Annotated in this window: 24 protein-coding genes, 1 tRNA gene, 1 riboswitch and 1 other annotated feature; of the genes, 22 read left to right on the forward strand and 3 right to left on the reverse strand. The window is 57.2% G+C overall.

Annotated elements, in window-relative coordinates:
• Positions 1-36 precede the first annotated feature (36 nt).
• The 3 genes from ACO5Z0_RS05140 to ACO5Z0_RS05150 are packed head-to-tail and all read left to right on the forward strand — an operon-like array spanning position 37 to position 2,009.
• Positions 37-297: a stage V sporulation protein S gene (locus ACO5Z0_RS05140; RefSeq protein WP_442672977.1), complete on the forward strand. Its 261-nt coding sequence runs from the start codon at positions 37-39 to the stop codon at positions 295-297.
• 36 nt (positions 298-333) lie between these two features.
• Positions 334-1,164, forward strand: coding sequence for a PHP domain-containing protein (locus ACO5Z0_RS05145; RefSeq protein ID WP_485649444.1), 831 nt, complete (start codon positions 334-336; stop codon positions 1,162-1,164).
• 11 nt (positions 1,165-1,175) lie between these two features.
• A complete protein-coding gene (locus ACO5Z0_RS05150; protein ID WP_485649445.1) occupies positions 1,176-2,009 on the forward strand; it encodes an Asp23/Gls24 family envelope stress response protein in 834 nt (277 codons plus the stop codon).
• 17 nt (positions 2,010-2,026) lie between these two features.
• Here ACO5Z0_RS05150 and ACO5Z0_RS05155 read toward each other — a convergent pair whose 3' ends face one another.
• The gene (locus ACO5Z0_RS05155; protein WP_485649446.1) at positions 2,027-2,542 is read right to left on the reverse strand and encodes a DNA-deoxyinosine glycosylase; all 516 of its coding nucleotides are present in this window, start codon (positions 2,540-2,542) and stop codon (positions 2,027-2,029) included.
• An 841-nt stretch (positions 2,543-3,383) separates the two neighbouring features.
• A riboswitch (cobalamin riboswitch) is annotated at positions 3,384-3,560 on the forward strand.
• 167 nt (positions 3,561-3,727) lie between these two features.
• Here ACO5Z0_RS05155 and ACO5Z0_RS05160 point away from each other — a divergent pair.
• The 9 genes from ACO5Z0_RS05160 to trpS all read left to right on the forward strand — a co-directional run bounded on the left by ACO5Z0_RS05160 (position 3,728) and on the right by trpS (position 11,769).
• Entirely contained in the window at positions 3,728-4,711 is a 984-nt protein-coding gene (locus ACO5Z0_RS05160) for an ABC transporter substrate-binding protein (RefSeq protein ID WP_442673742.1), read from the forward strand.
• A 22-nt stretch (positions 4,712-4,733) separates the two neighbouring features.
• Positions 4,734-5,372, forward strand: a complete 639-nt coding sequence (locus ACO5Z0_RS05165) for a MotA/TolQ/ExbB proton channel family protein (protein ID WP_485649447.1) — start codon at positions 4,734-4,736, stop codon at positions 5,370-5,372.
• Positions 5,369-5,782, forward strand: coding sequence for an ExbD/TolR family protein (locus tag ACO5Z0_RS05170; RefSeq protein WP_009646437.1), 414 nt, complete (start codon positions 5,369-5,371; stop codon positions 5,780-5,782). Before ACO5Z0_RS05165 ends, ACO5Z0_RS05170 begins: the two co-directional genes overlap by 4 nt.
• A gap of 3 nt (positions 5,783-5,785) precedes the next feature.
• Positions 5,786-6,508 carry a TonB family protein gene (locus tag ACO5Z0_RS05175; protein ID WP_485649448.1) on the forward strand — a complete coding sequence of 241 codons (723 nt, stop codon included), beginning with the start codon at positions 5,786-5,788 and terminating at the stop codon, positions 6,506-6,508.
• A gap of 4 nt (positions 6,509-6,512) precedes the next feature.
• On the forward strand, positions 6,513-8,555 hold the full coding sequence (locus ACO5Z0_RS05180) for a TonB-dependent receptor plug domain-containing protein (protein ID WP_485649449.1): 2,043 nt from the start codon (positions 6,513-6,515) through the stop codon (positions 8,553-8,555).
• 136 nt (positions 8,556-8,691) lie between these two features.
• Entirely contained in the window at positions 8,692-9,198 is a 507-nt protein-coding gene (locus tag ACO5Z0_RS05185; RefSeq protein WP_485649450.1) for a hypothetical protein, read from the forward strand.
• Between the two features lie 86 nt (positions 9,199-9,284).
• Positions 9,285-9,587 carry an RNA helicase gene (locus ACO5Z0_RS05190; RefSeq protein WP_485649451.1) on the forward strand — a complete coding sequence of 101 codons (303 nt, stop codon included), beginning with the start codon at positions 9,285-9,287 and terminating at the stop codon, positions 9,585-9,587.
• 22 nt (positions 9,588-9,609) lie between these two features.
• Entirely contained in the window at positions 9,610-10,380 is a 771-nt protein-coding gene (locus ACO5Z0_RS05195) for a HesA/MoeB/ThiF family protein (RefSeq protein WP_485649452.1), read from the forward strand.
• Between the two features lie 297 nt (positions 10,381-10,677).
• Complete coding sequence (gene trpS, locus ACO5Z0_RS05200; RefSeq protein ID WP_485649453.1) at positions 10,678-11,769, forward strand: tryptophan--tRNA ligase; 1,092 nt, start codon at positions 10,678-10,680, stop codon at positions 11,767-11,769.
• A gap of 15 nt (positions 11,770-11,784) precedes the next feature.
• Here the strand turns inward: trpS and ACO5Z0_RS05205 are convergent, their stop codons facing one another.
• Positions 11,785-12,015 (reverse strand): type II toxin-antitoxin system MqsA family antitoxin, encoded by a 231-nt coding sequence (locus tag ACO5Z0_RS05205; RefSeq protein WP_485649454.1) that lies wholly within the window; start codon positions 12,013-12,015, stop codon positions 11,785-11,787.
• Positions 12,012-12,341, reverse strand: coding sequence for a DUF4258 domain-containing protein (locus tag ACO5Z0_RS05210; protein WP_485649455.1), 330 nt, complete (start codon positions 12,339-12,341; stop codon positions 12,012-12,014). The genes ACO5Z0_RS05205 and ACO5Z0_RS05210 overlap by 4 nt, the downstream gene beginning before the upstream one ends.
• 164 nt (positions 12,342-12,505) lie before the next feature.
• Positions 12,506-12,743, forward strand: a binding site (T-box leader).
• A 46-nt stretch (positions 12,744-12,789) separates the two neighbouring features.
• Between ACO5Z0_RS05210 and ACO5Z0_RS05215 the strand changes: the two genes are divergently transcribed.
• From ACO5Z0_RS05215 to ACO5Z0_RS05260, 10 genes are all read left to right on the forward strand, one after another.
• Positions 12,790-14,460, forward strand: a complete 1,671-nt coding sequence (locus ACO5Z0_RS05215) for a 2-isopropylmalate synthase (protein WP_485649456.1) — start codon at positions 12,790-12,792, stop codon at positions 14,458-14,460.
• Positions 14,457-15,413, forward strand: a complete 957-nt coding sequence (locus ACO5Z0_RS05220; protein ID WP_485649457.1) for an alpha/beta hydrolase — start codon at positions 14,457-14,459, stop codon at positions 15,411-15,413. The genes ACO5Z0_RS05215 and ACO5Z0_RS05220 overlap by 4 nt, the downstream gene beginning before the upstream one ends.
• A 60-nt stretch (positions 15,414-15,473) precedes the next feature.
• On the forward strand, positions 15,474-15,911 hold the full coding sequence (gene dtd, locus ACO5Z0_RS05225) for a D-aminoacyl-tRNA deacylase (RefSeq protein WP_485649458.1): 438 nt from the start codon (positions 15,474-15,476) through the stop codon (positions 15,909-15,911).
• 256 nt (positions 15,912-16,167) lie between these two features.
• Positions 16,168-16,932, forward strand: coding sequence for a dihydroorotate dehydrogenase electron transfer subunit (locus ACO5Z0_RS05230; RefSeq protein WP_442677062.1), 765 nt, complete (start codon positions 16,168-16,170; stop codon positions 16,930-16,932).
• Positions 16,929-17,843 (forward strand): dihydroorotate dehydrogenase, encoded by a 915-nt coding sequence (locus ACO5Z0_RS05235; RefSeq protein WP_485649459.1) that lies wholly within the window; start codon positions 16,929-16,931, stop codon positions 17,841-17,843. The genes ACO5Z0_RS05230 and ACO5Z0_RS05235 overlap by 4 nt, the downstream gene beginning before the upstream one ends.
• Positions 17,840-18,658 (forward strand): hypothetical protein, encoded by an 819-nt coding sequence (locus ACO5Z0_RS05240; RefSeq protein WP_442673884.1) that lies wholly within the window; start codon positions 17,840-17,842, stop codon positions 18,656-18,658. The genes ACO5Z0_RS05235 and ACO5Z0_RS05240 overlap by 4 nt, the downstream gene beginning before the upstream one ends.
• Before the next feature lie 18 nt (positions 18,659-18,676).
• Positions 18,677-19,924: an aminopeptidase gene (locus ACO5Z0_RS05245; RefSeq protein ID WP_485649460.1), complete on the forward strand. Its 1,248-nt coding sequence runs from the start codon at positions 18,677-18,679 to the stop codon at positions 19,922-19,924.
• Between the two features lie 52 nt (positions 19,925-19,976).
• Positions 19,977-20,061: transfer RNA gene (locus ACO5Z0_RS05250), tRNA-Leu, on the forward strand.
• Positions 20,062-20,229: 168 nt separating this feature from the next.
• Positions 20,230-20,829 (forward strand): ComEA family DNA-binding protein, encoded by a 600-nt coding sequence (locus tag ACO5Z0_RS05255; protein WP_485649461.1) that lies wholly within the window; start codon positions 20,230-20,232, stop codon positions 20,827-20,829.
• Positions 20,830-20,879: 50 nt separating this feature from the next.
• Positions 20,880-21,467, forward strand: a complete 588-nt coding sequence (locus tag ACO5Z0_RS05260; protein WP_485649462.1) for a hypothetical protein — start codon at positions 20,880-20,882, stop codon at positions 21,465-21,467.
• The last annotated feature ends 38 nt before the right edge of the window (positions 21,468-21,505 follow it).

Raw genomic sequence — 21,505 nt, forward strand, 5'->3', positions numbered from 1 at the left:
AAGAAACTGCAGAGAGTTTTAGGAGGGAAGACGATTATGGAGGTCTTGAAGGTTTCGGCACGATCGAATCCGAATGCTGTCGCGGGGGCTTTGGCGGGCGTCGTTCGCGGCTCGGGAGCCGCTGAGATGCAGGCGGTCGGGGCGGGCGCTTTGAATCAAGCGGTCAAGGCGATTGCTATTGCGCGCGGCTTTGTCGCTCCGCACGGCATAGATCTCGTCTGTGTTCCCGCCTTTACCGACATTGAAATCGACGGCGAAGGGCGTACGGCCATCAAACTTATCGTGGAGCCGCGTTGAGGCTCTGCGTGGGTTCAGCAAGGGAGTGGGGTTCTAGTGTCGAGCGATTTACATACGCATACGTCATATTCCGATGGACAGATGACGCCGGAAGAGCTGGTGGCGGCGGCAAAGGCAGCAGGGCTTCGCTACATCGCGATCACGGATCACGATACCGTTGACGGTGTCACGCATCTCTATGAAGAAGGGCTGCTGCCGGCGAAGGGTATCGGCATCATACCGGGCATTGAGTTCAGCGCCCATCATGAAAAGCGGGAAATCCATATCCTCGGCTACAATGTTGACATCTATCGCCGCGATCTCCTCGAACGATTGAATGATGTGGGCGAGGCTCGATGGAGCCGATTTGCCGAGATGGTGGAAAAGCTGCAGGAACTTGGCTACGGCATCACAGAAACGGATGTACTGAAGATCGCAGGCACGAGCAAATCCATCAGTCGCTCGCATATCGGACGTGCGCTCGTGAGCAAGGGCTTTTTTTCCAGTGTGCGCGAGGCGTTCGATGCGGTGCTTTCCAAGGGATGCCCTGCTTATGTTTCACACTATCGCTTGGAGCCGGAGGAAATCATCGCGCTCATCAAGGGCGCGGGCGGTACGCCGGTCCTCGCGCATCCGAAGCTCATCGGCGACGATGCACTCGTAGAGCATGTGCTCGATCTCGGCATCGAGGGGGTCGAGGCGTTTTATCCGCAGCACGACACGGTCGATACGCAGCGCTACATCGGCATGGCAGAGCGCCGTCATCTGCTCGTGACGGGCGGCTCGGATTTCCACGGCTTCGCTTCGCGTTATCCGCCGGAGCTTGGCATTTTCACGGTCGAAGATTCGTTTGCGGAGAAGCTGTATAAGCCGACGATGAATTTTTAGGAGAGAAAGATATGGACGTCATAGCATTCGTAGGTCCGAGCGGCACCGGCAAGAGCCACCGCGCCTTGCTTGTGGCGCATCAGCATCGGGCGGACGCCATCATTGATGACGGCATCCTGATTAAGGACGGCAAGATCGTCGCAGGCTCTTCCGCCAAGATGGAAAAGAGCAAGATCATGGCAGTGCGTCGTGCCATCTTTACGCTTCCCGGACATGCGGACGATGTACGCGCCGCCATCGCCGAGTGCAGACCGCATCGCATCCTCATCTTGGGAACCTCTGAGAACATGGTTTACAAGATCGCGCACATCCTCAAGCTGCCGACGATTGAGCAGATCATCCATATCGAGGACATCGCGACACAGCGTGAGATGCAGAAAGCGCGCGACAGCCGACTGAAGCAGGGGAAGCACATCATTCCTGTGCCGACGATTGAGCTAAAGCCCCATGCGTCGGGCTTTCTCATTGATCCCATTCAATCCTTCTTCCGCCGCAGCCGCACACGCCGCCGCAAACTCGGCGAGAAGTCCATCGTGCGTCCGGTATTCAGCTATTACGGCAAGCTCATTATCGACGATTTGGCAATCCGCGAGATGGTCGTGCGCATCATGCATGAGAAGGATTACATCTCGAAGGTCGGCGCCGTGCGCGTGCGCCATATCTGGAAGGGTGACGAGGATCGCGGTCTTGAGATTTCCTGTTCCGTCGTGCTGACCTACGGCAGCCATATCCCAACGCTCATCAAGGAAACGCAGCAGCGCGTGCGCACGAAGGTCGAATATATGACGGGGCTTTTCGTGCGCGAAGTTGACATCATGGTGCAGGCGCTTTATATCGAAGCATAGCAAAGAGGCTCTTCCCCTTAATGGTCGATGGGAAGAGCCTCTCTCCATGCGCATTTGAGATCGTCGAAGCGCCAGCGTGCATTGGCGGCGCTCGTCGAGGGGAGCGTGTGAAAGATGAGATCTGTGCGATTTAACAGAGATTTGTTAGCGCTGCGAAAGATTGCGGCGGCTTTGCCGCCGTTTAGACAGAAGGTCGAAAGACGCGGATAGCGCGCGAGAAGCGCAGAAAAATCGTTGGGCTTCACCTCTCGAATTGCCGCATCCAAGCTGCCTTCGCGCTCGCATGAGGCGATGGAATCCCAAAGTGCGATATGGTGGCGGAGCAGCATCTGAAGCCGCGCCACATAGCCCTGCGGCGGCTCGCCGCCCTCCAAAAGATACGCCATGAGCCGCCAGAAGCGATTCTGCGGATGCGCGTAATATTGCTGCGCTTTGAGCGATGCCGCGCCCGGCATTGAGCCGAGGATGATATGCGTGCATCTCTCGTCGATGCTCGGCAAAAAGCCGATGCAGGTGAAGGGAGAAGCGGGCATGAGGAAGTCTCCTTTGCATTGGAATTTGACGAATCTGCCTTCACGTCGTATAATGAGCGTAGAAAGGGGGCTACTGGTAACGGTCAGCCCCGCTAGAGAAATTTGGGTTAAGAAAGCCCGCCTCTTCCGGCAAAGACTAGGCGGGTTTTCTTATGCTTTCAGAACGATGAGGATAAAAAGCGTTACCAAGAGCAACGCAATCAAATCATTGATCGTCATAAGCAACGCCCTGCTGAGCCGTCCAAGAAGCAAGCTCAAAGGGCGCGGCTGATTGGCAAACGGCTCGTATGCGAAAACGTCCCAAGAATGCAAGCGCAAAGCGCGCCGCATGATTGGCTGACGTTGACCGCCAAGGAGGGCTAAGAATCGACCGCTACCGTTGTAGCAGCACCGTCTGTATTATAACATACATCCAATCTTCGTGGGAACCTTTCCGCCAAGGAAGTCTCCTTTGCATTGGAATTTGACGAATCTGCCTTTGCGTCGTATAATGAGCGTAGAAAGGGTGCTACTGGTAACGGTCAGCCCCTAAACCTTAGTAGGAGAATCCCCGCCTAAGTTGTGAGCTGCAGGCGGGGTATTCTTATTTTGCCTTTAATGCAACGACGCAAATCGTTACGAGGAAAACGAACGACAAGAAGCAGATCTGGACGGCGGAGCCGGCGTTGCGCGTGCGGCGACGCTGCTTGGATGAGAGAGACTTTCATAGGAAACGAAGGGAGGGGGCTGTCTTTTGGCAGCCCCCTTGACGTCCTCGCCGAAGTGCATTGACAAGCCATACGTTTTGCGGTAGCATAGGCGTTAGATTAGCATACGCATAATTTCATGAGGGACAGCGGAAAATCTCCGCTTTGGAGCAGGTACCCGCAAGGGTCTACGAGAGAATCCGGTCATGCCGGAGCGGTCCCGCCACTGTGAGGGGAGCGAAGCTGCAAGGATGTCACTGGGGCATTGTCCCGGGAAGGCGCAGCCGAGTGATGAACCGAGCCAGGAGAACTGCCTGCTTGACGATCACCGTTTGACCCGCGAGCGATGGGAAGGGGATTCTTCTTTGCATTTGTGCGCCTTGGCGTCGCTGCATATATGGAGCCTTTCTTTCTGCGGAAAAGGCTCTTTTATTTTGGGGCAAAGGCACGATCGCATGGTCGTGCCGATGGAGAAAAGAATTGCAGAGGGGGAGAAAAGTTGCGAAAGAGTTTTTTGGCAATTGTCATGGTCATCGCGTGCCTGCTGTTGACGGCTTGCCGTGCGCCGGGGGCGCCCAATGCAAATGGTGCGGATGCTTATACGGTCACGGACAGTCAAGGTACGGTCGTCACCTTGCCTGCAAGACCGCATCGCATCGTCACGCTTTCGATGAGTACCGACGAGATCATGCTCGGCCTTGTGCCGCCCGAAGACATGGCGGCAGTCAATGGATTGTTGGATGACCCCGTAAGCTCGAATGTCGTCGAGCTGGCGCAGAAGGTGGAGAAGCGTGTCGGTAATCCGACCGTCGAAGAGCTCGTCGCCCTGCATCCCGATCTCGTCGTCGTGCCCGATTGGGGGGATCTCGCGATTGTGCCGTCGCTTCGAGAAGCGGGATTGACTGTCGTCGTCTGCAAGGGGGCGCGAAATCTCGCCGAGATCAAGGAGACGATCACGCTTCTCGCGCAGGCGGCGGGCGTACCCGAACGCGGGGAAAAGCTCCTCGCGATGATGGACGATCATCTGAAAAATATCGAGAAAAAAGTCAGCGCCATCCCCGAGAGCGAGCGCAAGACGGTTGTTTTAATCTCGCTGATGTCGGGCTATGGAGGTATCGGTTCAAGCTTTGACGACGCCTGCCGCTATGCAGGCGTGAAGAACGGCAGAGCCGAGCTTGGCATCCGCGACGGACAGGTTATGACGAAGGAGCAGCTCGTTCAAATCAACCCGGATGTCCTTTTTGTACCGACATACAACGATCACGGAAAATTCGACGTTGATAAGTTCCGCAAGGAATACTTCGAAGATCCGTCCCTACAGACGCTCCAAGCGATCCGTGAGCATCGTTTGGAGGAGCCGACGGAAGCCTACATTTACAATTGCTCACAGGATTTCGTGCTCGGTGTGCAGGAAATCGCCTATCGCACATACGGGGAATCTTTTGCGCAAGGGAGAAACGAACATCTCTCGGCGGTGGAATAGTTACAGTTTGGGAGGATTTTTCATGGAAGCAATTATGACAGGCATCGAATTTTTTCATAAGGGTGGCTCCATCATGTATGTGCTGCTCTTGTGTTCCGTTTTTGTCGTGACGATCGGCATTGAGCGCGCGATGTACTTTTCGCGCATGGACACGGGACGCGCCTTTGCGCGGGAGTTTTATCAGTACATGGCGAATGATGATTATGCGGGAGCGAGAAAGCTTGCCGAGGAGCATCGCGGTGCGCTTGCCAATATTCTTTTCGGTGCGATGAAGCTGATGAAAAAAGATGCCGCGCGTGTTTCATCCTATATGGAGATTCAGTCGGGCGTTGCGCTTTCGAAGCTCCGAAAGCGTCTCTATTACTTGAGCGTCATTGTGACGATGGCGCCGCTTCTGGGGCTTCTCGGCACGATCAGCGGCATGATCTCGGCGTTTTCCGTGTTCAACCTTCAGTCGGGACAGGCGACGGCGATCACGGGCGGCGTCGGCGAGGCGCTGATCGCGACTGCTATGGGGCTTTGCGTCGCCATCATCGCGCTCGCCGTGCACGCATACTTCACGCAGCGCATCGAGAGCATCGTGACGGATATGGAGCAGTGTTTCTCGCTCGTCGAGGGTGCGATGGACGCGCTTTCTTCCGATGAGGGGGCAGCGCGATGAGGCTTAGGGACAGAAAGGGCTTCGATAAGCCCGAGATCATCATCATCCCGATGATCGACATCATGTTCTTCCTTCTCGTATTCTTCATGCTCAGCACGCTCTACATGGTGAATCTCAAGACCGTCGACGTCAATATGCCGAAGGCGGCGAATGTGGAAACGCAGATGCGCGTGACCTATGTCGTCACGATGAAGAAGGACGGCAGCCTTTTCCTTGAGGATCAGCCCATCGCGGAAAAGACGCTTCTTGAGCGCGCCAAGGCGGAGAACGCGAGAAACGGCAACTTCTCCCTCGTGCTGCGCGCCGACCAAGACATAGACTATGGCATGGTCTATGCGCTCCTCGACAAGTTCAAGGGCGCGGGCATCACGCGCTTTGGGCTTGCCGGCGAAAGCGCAGGAGGCAAGTAGCGTATGGAGAATACGAGGGATAAATACAAGGCTCTGCTCGCGTCTCTCGGTGTACATCTCATCATCTTCTTCATCGCGGCAGCTGTCGGCGTCTTTTCTATGGCGACGATGAAAGAGAAGAGCGACAACGTCGAAGTCGTCATCTATGATGAGGCGCAGGATGAGGGAAGCGAGGGCGGCGGCTCGCCGCCGCAGGTGGAGGCGGCGCCTGCCGTCGACGAGGTCGTGATACCCGACAAGACTTTGCCTCCGATCGAGCAGAAGCCTCCCGAGGAGTCGGATAAGCCGAGTCAGAAGCGAGAAGCACGTGCGGGCAATCCCTTTGGGCAAGGCGGTGAAGGGAAAGGCGTCGGCACGGGCATCGGCGATGGCGAGGGACCGGGTACAGGCGGCAAGGGTACGGGTCTCAGTCAGTCTGAACCGCCACCGCCGCTGCCCCCGCCGCCCCCGCCGCCGCCCAAGGAGCGCATCGAGGCGAGCCTTCGTTCGGAAGCGCGTCCCGACTATCCGCCCGATCTCATCGAGGAAGACGTCGAGGGCAGCGTCACGATCAAGATCTTCGTCGCGTCCGACGGCTCGATCGAAGATGTCGCCGTCATCTCGTCCTCGGGATACGCCGCGATGGACAGTGCGGCGGTAGCGGCAGGCTACCGCTTCACGTTCAACCCCGGTGACGGCGGTGCGCGCGGCGTCTGGACGAAGACGTTTCACTTCCGCTTGAACTGAATTTATGGAAGAAGGCTGTATTTTGCAAAGCAAGAAAAAGAAGATGCTCACGCTCGCCATCGCGGCTGCATTTATGGCGACATCCGTCCCCGCTTGGGCGGCGCAAATGCCGCAGCAGACGGGTGAGGCATCAAAGGAAGAGTCTTCTGCTGCGCCTGTGGCAGCGGCAGAAAACGATCATGCGCTCGAAGATACCGTCGTGACGGCGACGCGCCGCGAAAAGCGCGACATTGACGTGCCGGCGGCGACCGTGGTCATCACGTCGGAAGCCATCAAGGAGAGCGGCGCCGCTGATGCAGCGGACGCACTCGCCAAGGTCAACGGCTTCGCCTACAAATCCTTCGGCCCTTCCGGCGCTTCGATGGGAACGATGAACAACGAGCTGAACGTGCGCGGTTTCAAGAGCGGCACGCTCGTGCTCATGAACGGCAGCCCTATCTCATGGCGCGGCAAGTACAACCTCGACCAGATCCCTGCCGATCAAATTGAGCGCATCGAGGTCGTCAAAGGCTCGGGATCCGTCCTCTACGGCAGCGAGGCGATGAGCGGCATCGTGAACATCATCACGAAGAAAGGCGCGAGCAATGCGGCGCATGTCGGCTTCGGCAACTTCGGACAGCGCCAGTACGGCGTGAGCGCAGGCGATGATCGCTTCGGCGTCTACTACAATTACGACAAGTGGGGGCATCTGAACGGTCTTGCCGAGACGGATGTTATATCTGCGAAGTTCAACGGCTCGACGCGCACCGACTTGCGCGATGTGGAGAAGACGAGCGCGGGATTGACATATCATATCAATCCGCAGCTTGATTTCCTCTTCGGCTATTACAAGACGGAGGCGACCTATCTGCGCTTCGTCGACCGCGTGGATCGCACATCCTCAGGCGTGCGCCTCGGCGACCCGTTCCATGCGCGTACCTACACGACGCAGCAGTACGTGAGCCAGCTCAATTATCACGATCATGCGTGGAAGGGCAGCCTCTACTTCAACACGGGGACGGTGGAAGCGAAGGGACCGACGGACATCTCGCGTACGGGTGCGAAAACGCCCGGCGATTGGTACGACACGCGCGAGCGCAACACGACGTACGGCGTCGATCTGCAGCGCACATGGAAGCCCGATCCGAAGGCGACCGCCGTACTCGGCTTCAGCTTGGAGCATGAAGTCTACGAAGCACTGCCGGCTCGCTCGACGGCTAGCCCTGCAAGCTACATGCGCAACAACTGGGGCGTGTTTGCTCAATGGGAGCAGAAGTTCACAGAGCGCGACACGGGCATCTTCGGTATGCGCGAGACGTGGACGACAGCGGCGATGCGCGATGAGAACTACCATAATTTCAGCGCTTCCGGTCAGTGGCTGCACAAGCTCGACCACGAAAACAGCCTCTATCTTTCCGTCAGCCAGTCCTTTGTCATGCCGAAGTTCGCGCAGATGTACGGCGCGAGCAGTCGTCTCGTGCCTGCGCCGGATTTGAAGCCGCAGACGGGTGTTACCTATGAGATTGGCTGGAAGGCGAAGCACGCAGGGCATACGTGGAAGGCGGCGCTCTTTCACATGGACGTCGAGGACAATATCACGGCGACATGGAAACCGCGGGACAACAGGTACCAATACAAGAATGAAGATTTTCGCAACACGGGACTGGAACTTTCGTGCGAGACGCAAGGAAAGCACGGCTTTTCGTGGAACTGGGGCATTACATGGCAGAACCCGGAGGCGAAGGGCAGCAAGGGCGCGGACTGGGAGCGCATTTTCGGCAAGTTGCAGCTTACGGGCGGCGTGCTTTACAAGAAGGGCAAGTGGAGCTCGTCGCTTACCGGCTCTTACCTTGCTGATCGTGTGCAGTCGCCTTCGAGCGAGCCGTCCTATGCGTGCAAGCCGTACTTCCTCACGAGTTGGAGTACGGCGTACCATCCTGACGAAAGAAGCGAGATACGCCTGACCGTGGAAAATGTGCTCGACCGCGCGGATGTGACCTCGCATACGGGCGCGAACTACCGCGTCGCGCCGACGAATTACATGCTGAGCTGTAGCTATACGTTTTGAGTAGAGTTTCTGATTTCCCCATGAATAGAGTGACAGGAAAAGGCATGGCGAAAAACTTTGGGGAGGTGAAGCATAGGCACAGAAAAAACGTAGATTGGCTGTTTTTACGATTGTATAGGAGAAGGAGTGTATTTTCATGAAGTTGAAGAAAATTGCTGCAAGTTTGCTGCTGGGCGCGACGCTCGCCGCTGGAAGTGCCGTATGCGGTGCGGAAGGGCTCGATTGGATCACGCCGCAGGACATGTCGCTTGGCGGTGTGGAACCGGGAATGTCGCTCGACTATGTGGAGAGCATCTATGGACCGATGAAAGATGTGCAGTCGCATTACGTCGAACATCTCTTCGGCTACAGCGACACCGTGAAGATCGTGCCATCGGCGGATGGTATGAGTGTGAAGTCCGTCCTCGTCAAGGGAAACAACGGCTGGGCGACGCCCGCAGGCGTGACCGTCGGCATGGACGCCTCGATCCTGCAAAAGATTTACGGCACAGGTGCAGTCGACTCGACGAAGCATAAGAAACACCGTATGCCGGGCTACGACTACTACACGTATTGGCAGACAGACAATCCGTTTCACTATCTGACCTTCGGCGTCAAGAACGGCAAGATCGCCTTCATCAAGGTCGGTTTGATGCAGAAATAAGATATGGAGATCCGCATAGAGATCTCGAAAAAATCGCTTGATGATGCCGTCGTTATTTCGCATCGTTTGTAAGGGAGAAACGCATCATGATGGAAAAAGAATGGCTGCTGAACAATCCGCATCTGACGGCGGAGAAGATGCGTCCGATCGAGGAGCGTATCCCTGCGGCTCGCGCAGAGATGCACGAGGGGCTTTTGCGTGCGAAGGGCATCCTCGGGGAAGAGGGCTACAAGAAGTACCTCGCGCCGCTGCAGAATCTCGCGAAGAGCGGCACGACGCTCCTCGTCACGGTGCGCACGGCGCGTGAGCGCACGATGCTCGTGAAAGAGTGCCTGCCCGTCTTGAAGGAAGCCTTCGGCGCGAACGTCGTCAAGGTCGTTGCCGTCTGATATGGGCGGCGAGGAAGCGGACTTGAAAGAACGATTGCTGACGCAGGAAGAGCGCGAGCGGTATTCGCGCCAGATGCTCTTGGCAGATGTTGGGGAAGTCGGACAGAAAAAGCTTCTCGCCGCAAAGATTCTGATCGTCGGCGCGGGCGGTCTTGGCTCGCCTGCGGCGATGTATCTCGCGGCATCGGGTGTCGGCGAGATCGGCATCGTCGACGATGATGTTGTCGATCTCTCCAACTTGCAGCGCCAGATAGCGCATCGGTCAGCGGATGTCGGCAGGAAGAAGGCAGATTCGATGGCGAGGGCGCTCGCCGCGCGCAATCCCGCTGTGCGCGTTAACGTCTATCGGGAGAGACTCTCGGAGGACAATGTCGAGAATATTCTCTGTGATCGCAGCTATGACTTCGTTCTCGACTGCACAGATAATTTCCCTGCGAAGTTTCTCATCAATGATGCCTGCGTGCGTCTGCATAAGCCTTTTTCTCATGCGGGAATCACGGGATTTGGCGGTCAGATCATGACCGTCGTGCCGCAAGAAGGTCCGTGCTATCGCTGCATTTTCGAGGATGTGCCCGAAGATGGGACAGTGCCGACGAGCCGAGAAATCGGCGTTCTGGGCGCAGCGGCAGGTGTCGTGGGATCTTTGCAGGCGGTCGAAGCCGTCAAGTATATCTTGGGCGTTGGCGATCTTCTTGTCGGGCGATTACTGATTTACGACGCGCTGACGATGAAGTTTCGTGAGGTGGAATTGCCGAAGCGGAATGAATCGTGCACGGCGTGCAGGAACGCTTGATTGTGAAGCGATGAAGGAAAATATCGCAAGGCAGAGCGAGGCGGCGAATGTACATGGTGATGTGCATTTGCCGCCTTGCGCTCTTCTTTTCGGGCTTGACCTCTTGGATTTTCATAGCAAGCTACATGCACAAACGTCCACTTTGTGGACATAGTGCGCCGTCCGTACAGAAGCCTAGCTAATCGGTCTGCGTCTTCGACTTGACCTCTTGGGGCTTCATGGTAAAATAAAGAGTGAGTTTGGAAGTGCGCATACATTCGGCACTTTCCGACAAATCAAAGGAAAAGAGGCTTTATCGTGAAGAAAATCATATTGACAGGCGACCGTCCTACGGGGCGGCTTCATCTTGGACATTACGTCGGTTCGCTCAAGCGGCGCGTTGAGCTGCAGAATTCGGGCGAGTACGATGAAATATACATTATGATCGCCGATGCGCAGGCATTGACCGACAATATGGACAATCCCGAGAAGATCCGCCAGAACATCATCGAAGTTGCGCTCGACTACATGTCGTGCGGTCTTGACCCGGCAAAGACCGTGATGTTCGTGCAGTCCGAAGTGCCGCAGCTCTTCGAGATGACGGCTTACTATATGAACCTCGTGACGGTTTCGCGTCTGCAGCGCAATCCGACGGTCAAGGCGGAGATTCAAATGCGCAACTTCGAGACGAGCATCCCCGTGGGATTCTTCACCTATCCGATCAGTCAGGCGGCGGACATCACGGCGTTTCAGGCGACGACCGTCCCTGTAGGCGAGGATCAGGAGCCGATGTTGGAGCAGACGCGCGAAATCGTGCGCAAGTTCAACGAGGTCTACGGCGAGACGCTCGTCGAACCGCAGAGCCTGCTCGCCTCGCAGAAGGCGGCGATGCGTCTTCCCGGCACGGATGGCAAGGCGAAGATGTCGAAGTCTCTTGGCAACGGTATCTACATCTCCGATTCGGCAGCGGAGGTGAAGAAGAAGGTCATGTCGATGTATACCGACCCCGACCATATCCGCGTCGAAGATCCCGGCAAGATCGAGGGCAATACGGTCTTCACCTATCTCGACGTATTCTCGCGTCCCGAGCACTTCGAAAAGTTCCTGCCCGAGTACGAGAATCTCGATGCCTTGAAGGCGCACTACAGCCGCGGCGGTCTCGGCGACGTCAAGGTCAAGAAGTTCCTCATTGCGGTATTGGAAGATGAGCTGGCGCCGATCCGCGCACGCCGCAAGGAACTCGAAAAAGACATCCGCGCCGTCTACGCCGTGCTCGCCGAAGGCAGCGAAAAAGCGCGCAAAAAAGCCGCCGCAACGCTCGAAGCGATGAAGGCGGCGATGAAGATCAATTATTTCCAAGACGAGGAATTGATCGCTGCGCAGGTAAAACGGTTTACAAGCGAGGCGTAAGGGAAGAAAGTTTTGTCATGCGGCGGTTTGATAATTCACGACGACGATTTCCGTCATGTTATGGCGGACGTCTTGCGCAATGCGGAAAAGCTGCTGCATGACTTCAGTCGAGTAATAAGTTTCGCCGCATTGCTCGCAGATTTGTGAAGGGACATTGCGAATCACGATGACACAGTTTTCGAGATCGACCGTGAAGGTGGAGAAACCATCTTTCGTCGTTCCCTTGCAAAAAGTACAGTTTTTCATGTGAAGCCTTCCTCCTTTTTCCGTATGGTGAATGTTTCGTCCCATGAAGCTTGTGTTGGCTCGTAAGCGGTGATGATATAGAGTTGGTTGTTGCCGATGCTGCAAACAACATGTAAAGGGCGATTGTTTATGCAGGCATAGATCAGACAACTGGGGAATGGATAATCCTCGGGATATTGCTCGATGATACTGCCGTTGAGCAGTGTATCGATGACCTCGTTTGGAGAAATCCATCGTTTGATTAAGCGCTTGCCTGCATGATCCGTCCAATATATGGCGTCTTTTTGACAAAGACACCGAATTTCTTCCATCTTTATTTCGTCCATGTAAAGTTCTTCCTGTCTGGGTTAATATGTGTTTTCTTTCAGTATAGCACCTTTCTGTTTAATATAGAAGAGCGGTCCTTGAAGATGCGCCGAAGTGCTAGGAGAAAAATTTCCCTTGCAGAGCGGCGACATATATGCTATCCTATAGAGTATAAATTCAAATTGCAAATGCGTTGCAGAGGAATAGTAGGCGTCGCAGAATGGATAGAGAGCCGCTGGCTGGTGGAAAGCGGAGAGGAAGCGCCGTTGAACTCGCCTTGAAGCAGCTCGCTGAAACAGACGTGGAGTAGGCGGAGCCGGAGCCTGACCGTTAGAGCAGGAGGATATGATGGTATCCGTTAAAGTGCGCGCTTTGGCGCGAAATTGAGTGGTAACACGTAAGCATTGCCTTTCGTCTCTTTGGGGATGAAAGGCTTTTTCTATGAAGGGGCTACGGGAGGCGTTCTTTATGAAGAATTACACGAAGTACGAGAAGCAGTATTTTCTGCCGCCTGAGATAGATTTGAGCTGGCTCAAGAAGGAGCATCCGACGAAGGCGCCGACGTGGTGCAGCGTCGATCTGCGCGATGGCAATCAGGCGTTGATTATCCCGATGAGCTTGGAGGAGAAGCTGGAATTTTACAAGATGCTCGTGAAGATCGGCTTCAAGGAGATCGAGGTGGGCTTTCCCGCAGCGTCCGATACGGAGTTTGCGTTTCTTCGCCGCCTCGTAGAGGACGATCTGATCCCCGACGACGTGACGGTGCAGGTCTTGACGCAGGCGCGTGAGCATATCATCAAGAAGACGTTCGAAGCGCTTGACGGCGTGAAGAACGCCATCGTCCACGTCTACAATTCGACGTCGGTGCCGCAGCGCGAGCAGGTGTTCTATAAGTCAAAAGAAGAGATCAAGAAGATCGCCGTCGAGGGCGCGAATCTCCTCGCCGAGCTTACGGCGAAGGCGGGCGCTGACTATCGCTTCGAGTATTCGCCCGAGAGCTTCACGGGCACGGAGCCGGAGTATGCGCTTGAGGTCTGCAACGCCGTGCTCGATGTCTGGCAGCCGAAAAGGGAGCGTCCTGCGATCATCAATATCCCCGTGACGGTGCAGCTTTCGATGCCGCACGTCTATGGTATGCAGGTCGCCTATATTTCACAGAATCTCAAGTACCGCGACGCTGTCCGACTGTCTCTGCATCCGCACAATGACCGCGGCTGCGGCGTGGCGGATTCGGAACTGGGCATCTTGGCGGGGGCGGAGCGCATCGAGGGCACGCTCTTCGGCAACGGCGAGCGCACGGGCAATGCGGACATCGTGACGCTTGCCATGAATCTCTTCGCGCTCGGCGTCGATCCCGAGCTGGACTTTTCCAATATGCCCGAGCTTGTCGAGCTTTACGAGCGCGTGACGCGCATGAGCGTCCACGCGCGTCAGCCGTATGCGGGCGAGCTGGTCTTCGCCGCTTTCTCCGGCTCGCATCAGGACGCGATCGCCAAGGGCATGAAGTGGCGCGAGGAGAAGAAGCCGAAGTTCTGGAATGTGCCGTACCTTTATATCGATCCGAAAGATGTCGGGCGCGAGTACGACGGCGACGTCATCCGCATCAACAGCCAGTCGGGCAAGGGCGGCGTCGGCTATCTCTTGGAGCAGAAGTTCGGACTCGACCTGCCGAAGAAGATGCGCGAGGACCTCAGCTACTTCGTCAAGGGCGTTTCCGATCGCGGGCACAAGGAGCTTTTGCCCGAAGAGGTGCATGAGCTTTTCCAGAAGGAGTACGTCAATGTCGAAACGCCTGTGCGGCTCGTCGATTTCCTGCTGCGCAAAGCGCCGGACGGCGTACGCGCGGGCGAGGTGCACATGGAAGTCGAGAGCAAGCCCGTGACGTATCAGGCGCGCGGCAACGGACGCCTCGACGCCATCAGCAACGCCTTGCAGGAGAATCTTGGCATCTCCTATAAGGATTTGACATACAGCGAGCACGCGCTTGAGATCGGCTCAACGTCGCGCGCTATGGCATACATCGGCATTACGGCGGAAAGCGGCAAGGTCACATGGGGCGCAGGGCTTGATACGGATATCATCACGGCGTCGGCGATGGCGCTTGTCAGCGCCATCAATCGCATGAAAGCGGGCAAATGAGAACGCTGGCGACGATTTTTTTCACGAGTATTGCGACGACGCTCCTGCTTGCGGCGCTCTCCGCAGGCGCCTTCGTCTATGTCGTCGGCGGTTACTTCGTCGACCTCGCCTTGGCGCGCGGCAGCGGCGGCGATCCGCAGGCGCCGCCCGTCATCGCGGCGAGTCTTTCCGATCCGAATGTCCATCTGCCGAAGAAGCCCGAGGCGCAAAGCGAGGATTGGACGTTGCACTCTTTCGACGGTCTGCGGCTTGCGGCGACGCATTTTTCCCCCGCTGCACCGAGTCATCGCTGGGTCGTGCTGCTGCATGGCTACGGGCGCAGTCAGGCGGATACGTGGGATTATGCCGAAGCGTACATAGCGCATGGGTATCACGTCCTGACGCCGGATTTGCGCGCTTCGGGCAAGAGCGAGGGAAAGTATGTGACGATGGGAGCGTTCGAAAGCCGCGACGTTGCCGCATGGATTTCGCGCATCGCTGAAGTCGATCCTGCAGCGCGTGTCGTGCTGCACGGCGTTTCTATGGGCGCGGCGACGGCACTCCTTGCAGCAGGAAGGGACGATGCGCCGCCGAACCTTGTCGCCGTCGTCGAGGACTCGGGCTATACGAGTGCTGAGGATATGTTCGTGCGCAAGATGGAGAGTTTCAACCTGCCGGCATCTGTCATCATGCGCGGTGTGGACTATATGAGCCGCGAGAAGACGGGCGTCGCGCTTTCTGACGCCTCGGCGCTCGACGCTGTGCGCCGCATGAAGACGCCGACGCTCTTCATCCACGGCACGTCCGATCTGCTCGTGCCCTACAGTATGATGCAGGAGTTGGCGGCGGCGTCGAGCGCACCGCAGAAGGAAGCGCTGACGGTCGAAGGCGCGTGGCATGCGGCGGCGAAGGCGAAGGATCCGGAGAATTACTACCGACATGTATTCGCCTTTGCCGATCGCTGGACGAACTGAGACTTGGGCGGCGGGTGTTTTGCTGTTGGCGCGGTTTTTGCCGCGGGAAAGGATGGGATCATGCGGGCAGTCGTGACGAGGGTGAAGGAGGCTGCCGTCTCCATTGATGGCGCAGTGACGGGTGAGATCGGAGAGGGCTTCCTCGTCCTTCTGGGCGTGGGGCCGGCAGATGGGGAAGAAGAGGCGAAGCGCCTGGCGGAGAAGATCTGCCGTACGCGCGTATTTTCCGACGCGGCGGGCAAGATGAATCTCGCGCTCAAAGATGTCGGCGGCGCACTCCTCGTCGTCTCGCAGTTCACGCTCTACGCTGACCTTTCGAGCCGCCGCCCGGGCTTTTCCAGGGCGGCGAAGCCCGCGATTGCCGAGCCGCTCTACGAGAGTTTCATGGCGCATTGCCGCGCTCTGGGCTTTCGCGTCGAGCACGGCAGTTTCGGCGCGGATATGCAGGTCACATCGGTCAACGACGGGCCTGTGACGCTGCTTTTCGATACGAAGTGAAACTCCCGATCTAAGGAACCACGGATCAATTCAGCCGCCCATCTTCAAACATCTACGCTGTCCTCTCGTCGTCGGCAATTCCGTGACAGGAACAGCGTAGATGTGCAAATCTGGGAACTTTGTTTTATCAGCGTTTCCCTAAAATTCGTATGGAAGAAACCGTTGCAGTGGCGGCGGTTTCTTCTTTTGTTTCCTTCCGTAGATAATGATGTTATAATACAAAAAGATGTAAGCGATAAGACAGGAGGACGATTCCTTGAAAAAAACTTTGGAGGATGCCGTTATCGTTTTGAACCGCGCCATATTGCCCGATATTTGGCAGATGGAGCTTCTTTCGCCGAAGATCGCGGCGGGGGCAGAGCCGGGGCAGTTCGTCATGGTGAAGAAGCCGAAGAGCGCACACCTCTTGCGACGTCCTTTCGGCGTGGCGGATATCGACGATGAGAAGGGGACGATCACGCTCTTTTACCGCATCTTGGGCGAGGGGACGGCGGAGCTTGCTGCGCTGCGACCGGGCGAAACTCTGAGCGTCGAGGGCGCACTCGGCACGGGCTTTACGCTCACGGACGAGCCTGCGCTTCTCGTCGGCGGTGGTCTGGGGCTTGCGCCGCTCCTTTTGCTTGCGCATCGTCTGCATGAAAAGCCTGTCGTCATCATCGGCGCACGTTCTGAGCCGGAGACTTTTTGGACGCGCTTTTTTACGCCGTATGCGAAAGCGGTCTATATCGCGACAGACGATGGAACGAGCGGCTTTCACGGCTATCCTCTGCACTTGATGCCGCTCGTCCTCTGTGAAAATGAGGTGCGCGCCGTCAAGGTCTGCGGCCCCGATCTCATGATGGACGGCATTGCGCGTCTTGCACGGAGCGCAGGTCTTTCATGCGAAGTGTCGCTCGAAAAGCGAATGGCGTGCGGCTTCGGTGTCTGTCTTGGCTGCACCTTCGAGGGAAAGACGACGGGCAAGAGGCGCAAGACTTGCACGGAAGGGCCGGTCTTTGCGGCGGAGGAGGTTTTTGAATGAACAGGGAAAGGCTTGCCGTCGAGGTCGCGGGCATTCGCATGGCGACGCCGATCATGGGCGCTTCTGGCACGTTCGGCTTTGGCATGGAGTATGAAGATTTCCTTGACCTTGCCGATGTCGGCGCGGTCGTATCGAAAGGCATTACGCCGAAACCGCGTGCGGGAAACGGCGGCGTGCGCATCGCCGAGACGCCCGCCGGCATGCTCAACTCCATTGGCTTGGAAAACCCCGGCATCGAGGCGTTCTGCCGTGACATCCTGCCCGAAGCGGCGAAGCTGCCGACGGCGTTCATCGTCAACATCAGCGCGGGGACGGCGGAAGAATACGGCGAGATGGCGCAAATGCTCGATGTCGATGGCGTGGACGGCATCGAGGTCAATATTTCGTGCCCGAATGTCAAGGAAGGCGGCATCGTATTCGGCACCGATCCCGTGCAGGCGGCGCGTGTGACAAGAGCGGTCAAACAGCATACGAAAAAGCCCGTGATTGTCAAACTCTCGCCGAACGTCACCGACATCACGCAGATGGCGCGTGCCGTTGAAGACGCGGGCGCCGATGCCGTCTCGCTCATCAACACGCTGACGGGCATGGTGATCGACGTCGAACGGCGACAACCGCTTCTCGGCAATATCACGGGCGGTTTGTCCGGTCCCGCCGTCAAGCCCATCGCCCTGCGCATGGTTTATCAGGCGGCACATGCGGTCTCCATTCCCGTCATCGGCATGGGCGGCATACAGACGGGCGAAGATGTGGCGGCGTTTTTGCTCGCGGGCGCGAGCGCCGTCGAGATCGGCGCGGAGAATTTCGCAAATCCGCGTGCCGTCGTCGAGGCGGCAGAAGGTCTCGATGCGTATCTGGAGCGGCAAGGCATCGAATATGCGAGAGATTTGACGGGGGCGTTGGAACTTTGAGGACAGGGAAAAGACAAGGACTGCGCTTCATACTGGTTTTTGCGCTGCTCTCCCTGCTTGTACTCTCTGTCGGCTGCGGCAGAAGGAGCGCTGTCTACCGCGAGCCGCCGCATCACCCCGAGTTCGTTGAGGGCGTGAAGTTCTCGGAGAATCCTGCGAAGTTCAAGGGCAAGGAAGTGCAGTTCGTCGCGCGTGTCGTCGATATCGACGGTGCGGCAATGCAGGCGGAGATGCATACGAATGGACCGCGCCTTCTCGTCGAGGGCAAGGGGGTCAGCGCCGCTGAACCGCGCCCCTCGCGCGGCGACTATGTGCGCCTTTATGGCACGGTGGCGCAGGACGATCGGGCGGGCTACATCGCCGTCATTGATTCCTACAAAGTGACCGTGCCGCGCTGGAGCGAGCTGATGCGCACGTCGCAGAGCCTTAGAAGCGAGGATGGTCATGTCGAAGTGCAGATTCTCTCGGCAACGACGGGACGCGACTCGCTTGAAATCAAGGAAGGAAATATTGCCTTGATGCCCGACAGCGCCGCAACGAGACTGTCGGACATCGCCTTCATCGGCATGACGTTGAAGATCCGCGGCGAAATTAGCGATGATGGGGAAGGCGACTTCGACTATCTTGAGCGCAGCGGGCAGAGAATGCGTTCGGGCTTCACGCTCGACTTGGACGGCGCGGGTACGGCGACCTTCAAGACAGAGGCGCTTTCTGTACCGGTCGAGTACAAGGAAGCGCTGAAAGCCGTCGGTGCATCGGGCGACGGCGGCATCATGCTGCCCGAAGGCAAGACGTACCGCCTGCGGTACCGCTGAAGGAAAGGGAGTAGGAATATGAACGAAAAGAACCGCGAGGAGCTTCTCGAAGAATATGCGCGTCTGATCGTGCGCATGGGGGTCAATCTGCAAAAGGATCAGCCGCTCGTCATCAACGCGCCGCTCGCGTGCGCCGACTTTGCGCGGCGCGTCGCGAGCGCGGCATACGATGCAGGTGCGCACGATGTGACGGTCGCGTGGAACGACGAAAAGCTTGCACGCCTGCGCTACGATAAGGCGAGAAAAAGCGTCTTCACGGAGTTTCCCGAATGGCGTCGCCGCCTCTACGAGGACAGCGCCCAAGAGGGGGCGGCTTTCGTCACAATTCATGCCTCGGATCCCGAGATCTTCAGCGGCGTCGAGCCGGAGCGTCTGACGCTTGCACAGCAGGCGGCGGGCGCGGCGCTTCTCGAGTACCGCCAGCGTTTGATGAGCAACAAGAACGCCTGGTGCGTCGTCTCAATTCCGACGGAAAGCTGGGCGAGAAAGGTGTTCCCCGAGGACGCGCCCTCCGCTGCCGTCGAGCGGCTTTGGCAGGCGATCTTCGATGCCGTGCGCCTTGCGCCGGGCGAAGATGCGGCATCAGACTGGCAGAAGCATATCGAATTCTTGGCGCGTGCGGCGAAGTTTATGAATGACCATGCTTTCTCGCGCTTGGAGTACAAGAACGATCTCGGCACGAATCTTTCCATCGAACTGCCCGAGGGTCATATCTGGATGGGCGGCGCGGAAAAGACGCAGGGCGGCGTGACCTTCGTCGCCAATATGCCGACGGAGGAAATCTACACGCTGCCCAAGCGCGACGGCGTAAACGGCACGGTCAAAGCGACGCGCCCACTGAACGTCAACGGCAATATCGTCGAGGGCTTCTCGCTGACCTTCAAAGACGGTAAAGTCGTTGACTACAAGGCAGAGCGCGGCGCGGAAATCCTCAAGGAGCTTTTTGCCACGGACGAGGGAGCGAACTATCTCGGCGAAGTCGCGCTCGTGCCCTACGATTCGCCGATCTCGAAGAGCGGCGTGCTCTTCTTCAACACGCTCTTTGACGAAAATGCCGCGTGCCACCTCGCCTTCGGCAAAGCCTACCCGACATGCATCAAGGGCGGCGAGGCGATGACCAGCGTCGAGCTTTTGCAGCGCGGCGTCAACGATTCGCTCGTACATGAGGACTTTATGATCGGCTCGAAAGATCTCGCTATTGACGGTGTGCAGGAGGACGGCAAGCGCGTGCCTGTGTTCCGCGACGGGAATTTCGCGTTCGTTTGACAGCGGCGCGGTTCTCATGCTAGAATAGGTCACGTTGGCGAGGCGTCAATATGCGGGCGTGGCGGAACTGGCAGACGCGCTGGACTTAGGATCCAGTGCCGCAAGGCGTGGAGGTTCGACCCCTCTCGTCCGCACCAAACGACAGAAAGAGAAGTCCGATGATTGTCGGGCTTCTTTTATTTGTCTAAAACCAGAAGGAAAATTCTGCAAGTTGTGGAATATCTAAGATGTAAGAAACATAAGAGAAAGGGATTTTTACTCGACGAGGAACGAGGGTTGTGGATCGTATTAGGAGGCTGAATACCATGCCGATGTTCAAGAAGTCGATGCTTGTGCTTTTGGCAGTCGTCGCACTCGCGGCGGGCGGCGCGTTCTATGCGGGGTATTGCGGTCAGGATGACGCCGTCGAGCTGGATGCGGGCGTGGCGCCTGTGCGAGAAATGTCGGTCAAGGAGAGCGAGATCGTCGTCTATGTGTCGGGCGCGGTCAATCGGCCGGGTGTCGTGCGGCTCGCCGAGGGAGCGCGGGCGAAAAATGCGGTCGATGCCTGCGGCGGCTTCCTGCCGACGGCGGATACGAATGGCGTGAACCTCGCGCAGAAACTCAAGGACGGCGTGCAGGTCACCGTGCCGGAAAAAGCGCCCGTGGCGGCAGAGGGCAGAGCGGCGCAGGGCGCACCGACAGCAAGCGGCGCGGCGAGGTCTTTGCCCGACGGCATGGTGAACATCAACACGGCGGACGAAAAGGAGCTGGACAAGCTGCCGGGCATCGGTCCCGCTATGGCAAAGCGCATCATCGAGTACCGCACGGAAAACGGCGCGTTCCAATCGCCCGAGGAGATCAAGCGCGTCAAGGGCATCGGCGATGCGAAGTATGAGAAGATGAAGGACAAGATTGTATTGTGAGGAAACGGCGATCCGTTTTCGCGTGATGAGAGGGAATGGAGGCGGGAAAGATGCTGAAAACGAAGACTTGCAAGAAGATGGCGGCGGTTCTTTTTTGCGCTGTGTGCGTTTCTTCTATTGGCTTGGCACGGCGACCTGTGGAATACAGCTATAATTTCGGCGCGATACCTATAAGCTGCTCAATCTATGCCGAACAAGCGGGGCTGGCTGGAATCCACGGCAATGATTCCATGGGAAAAGTCATTTCCGTCTTGGGACAGCCGGGGTATCGCTCAAGCGGCTCTACTCCCGTGTATACTTATGACGGTGTTAGCATAAAATTCGTTGATTGGGGCGGCGATGGAAGATATACGGTGTGCAAAATTGAAACGAATCAGAAGGGGACAGCGAGCACTGTGGACGGCATTAGCGTCGGTATGCCCGAATCCGTCCTGTCCGAGGTTTACGGCACGGCAGATGAAGTGAAGATCGAGAGAAACATGGCGCCGAAACTCCCAGAGAAGGAAATGCAGGTCTACAGGCAGCGGGTAGATGAAATGGTGACGGTATACACCTACAATGTAAGCGCGGCGAACAGCATGTCGTTTACGGTGAAAAAGGGAATTATCACTAGAATTGTGATCCATGTGTATGATTAGGAGCGGCTGAATCATATAGGGAAGCGCTGATGTGAGAA

It is taken from the genome of Selenomonas sp. (genome assembly GCF_057272215.1).

Bases quoted from the DNA above. Each gene is read 5' to 3' on its own strand.
- ACO5Z0_RS05140 (WP_442672977.1), top strand. From the start codon at position 37: ATGGAGGTCTTGAAGGTTTCGGCACGATCGAATCCGAATGCTGTCGCG.
- ACO5Z0_RS05150 (WP_485649445.1), top strand. From the start codon at position 1,176: ATGGACGTCATAGCATTCGTAGGTCCGAGCGGCACCGGCAAGAGCCAC.
- ACO5Z0_RS05155 (WP_485649446.1), bottom strand. From the start codon at position 2,542: ATGCCCGCTTCTCCCTTCACCTGCATCGGCTTTTTGCCGAGCATCGAC.
- ACO5Z0_RS05165 (WP_485649447.1), top strand. From the start codon at position 4,734: ATGGAAGCAATTATGACAGGCATCGAATTTTTTCATAAGGGTGGCTCC.
- ACO5Z0_RS05170 (WP_009646437.1), top strand. From the start codon at position 5,369: ATGAGGCTTAGGGACAGAAAGGGCTTCGATAAGCCCGAGATCATCATC.
- ACO5Z0_RS05175 (WP_485649448.1), top strand. From the start codon at position 5,786: ATGGAGAATACGAGGGATAAATACAAGGCTCTGCTCGCGTCTCTCGGT.
- ACO5Z0_RS05180 (WP_485649449.1), top strand. From the start codon at position 6,513: ATGGAAGAAGGCTGTATTTTGCAAAGCAAGAAAAAGAAGATGCTCACG.
- ACO5Z0_RS05185 (WP_485649450.1), top strand. From the start codon at position 8,692: ATGAAGTTGAAGAAAATTGCTGCAAGTTTGCTGCTGGGCGCGACGCTC.
- ACO5Z0_RS05190 (WP_485649451.1), top strand. From the start codon at position 9,285: ATGATGGAAAAAGAATGGCTGCTGAACAATCCGCATCTGACGGCGGAG.
- ACO5Z0_RS05205 (WP_485649454.1), bottom strand. From the start codon at position 12,015: ATGAAAAACTGTACTTTTTGCAAGGGAACGACGAAAGATGGTTTCTCC.
- ACO5Z0_RS05210 (WP_485649455.1), bottom strand. From the start codon at position 12,341: ATGGACGAAATAAAGATGGAAGAAATTCGGTGTCTTTGTCAAAAAGAC.
- ACO5Z0_RS05215 (WP_485649456.1), top strand. From the start codon at position 12,790: ATGAAGAATTACACGAAGTACGAGAAGCAGTATTTTCTGCCGCCTGAG.
- ACO5Z0_RS05220 (WP_485649457.1), top strand. From the start codon at position 14,457: ATGAGAACGCTGGCGACGATTTTTTTCACGAGTATTGCGACGACGCTC.
- dtd (WP_485649458.1), top strand. From the start codon at position 15,474: ATGCGGGCAGTCGTGACGAGGGTGAAGGAGGCTGCCGTCTCCATTGAT.
- ACO5Z0_RS05235 (WP_485649459.1), top strand. From the start codon at position 16,929: ATGAACAGGGAAAGGCTTGCCGTCGAGGTCGCGGGCATTCGCATGGCG.
- ACO5Z0_RS05245 (WP_485649460.1), top strand. From the start codon at position 18,677: ATGAACGAAAAGAACCGCGAGGAGCTTCTCGAAGAATATGCGCGTCTG.
- ACO5Z0_RS05255 (WP_485649461.1), top strand. From the start codon at position 20,230: ATGCCGATGTTCAAGAAGTCGATGCTTGTGCTTTTGGCAGTCGTCGCA.
- ACO5Z0_RS05260 (WP_485649462.1), top strand. From the start codon at position 20,880: ATGCTGAAAACGAAGACTTGCAAGAAGATGGCGGCGGTTCTTTTTTGC.